General features: G+C 59.4%; 1 pseudogene. It reads right to left on the bottom strand.

Annotated elements, in window-relative coordinates:
- Positions 1–584: 584 nt before the first annotated feature.
- Positions 585–856, bottom strand: a pseudogene (locus tag NKJ80_RS31400) (type II toxin-antitoxin system ParD family antitoxin).
- Positions 857–1,317: the final 461 nt, after the last annotated feature.

Below are 1,317 nucleotides of genomic sequence, written 5' to 3'. Positions count from 1 at the left end.
GCCGCCAGCGGCGCACCGCCCTCGTTCGTGAGGCGTATATAGTCGCCACCAACCAGAACTGTCAACAGTCATCGACGATGTTTTTTCGATTTCTCGTGGAGATATCCACGGGGCGGAAATTCGTGAGCTGGCTTGGCTGAAATTGTGAGTGGTGTTCCGCTGAGGATCACTCTTCTACCAAGCTCCCACCTAGGCGGCGGCAGGTGCGTGCCATCGGCCTGAGAATCGCCTCCTGGCGAGTGTCGATCCCCACGCCAGCCTAAGCAGCGCTTCAGAGCCGGCCTTCCAGCAATTCCGCCGTGATGTTGCGGCCGGCGAAAAAGATACCCAGAACCAGACCCGTTCGGCATCGACTGCGAAAGCAATGCTGACGGCACGTCGCCAGCTGATGATCCGCGGACCAGGCATGATCTCGACCCGCTCTGTGCCGCACTGTGGAAAAGTCGACACGCTCAGGAAATGGTCGCGATGCCGACAACGAAATTCCAAGCGATCGCCGGCGACGCACGGGTCGGCTATGTCGTCATAGAGCTGGCCGAGTTCAGTTCCGCCTTGGGGTGGAAGACAATGCGGTACTCCATTGCCTATTTGGCTTTCGCCTGCTTCGCGTGATGACGCGCCTCGAGTCGCGAAAAAACTGTCTCGACAGGGATGCCCTTAGTTTAGCCGGATCCTGCCGGAGCTCGGTCAGGCGCGCCGGAACCTCCTCGCGCAACCATCTTTCCCGCTCCGCCTCGAAATCCTCGAGCATACGCAGGCCGGCGCGAACAACCTCACTGGCATTGTTGTAGCGGCCTGATTCGAGCTGCTTCCTGGTAAAGCTCTCATAGTGGTCGTTCAGAGCGTAGTCGGGCACGGCAACCTCCTGGAAGATTATGGCGCCGATCAAAGCCCGGTAACAATAGATAGCAATGATTGGAAGCGCACGATCACGGTTCGCTTTCCAAGATCTGATGGCGAGAGAATGGTTCGTCGCCTGGTTTTGCAGGATCCAAAGCGTCCGGTCACCATCGCGCCGGCGCGCGGCGGTTGCCGCGCTGACAGAGCCGGGAGCCAACCGGCTTCGCGTGGGCAAAGGTGCCGAATACAAAAGGCCTGCGAGCTGCGGGCGGTTGGGGGTCATGATTTGGCTTTTCTGTCCCACGGTCGGCTTCGCCTGCTTCCGACCCCTGGTGCAGGTTAAAATCGCCATCGATCACGGTCCGAACGCAAAAAGCCCGCGTGAAGCGGGCTTTTTTTGTTGGTTGCGGGGACAGGATTTGAACCTGTGACCTTCAGGTTATGAGCCTGACGAGCTACCGGGCTGCTCCACCCCGC

It is taken from the genome of Mesorhizobium sp. M0030, from assembly GCF_040323695.1.
Taxonomy (GTDB): Bacteria; Pseudomonadota; Alphaproteobacteria; order Rhizobiales; family Rhizobiaceae; genus Mesorhizobium.
Note: the sequence above shows the minus strand (reverse complement) of the source record. Positions and strands in the feature narration are given on the sequence as shown.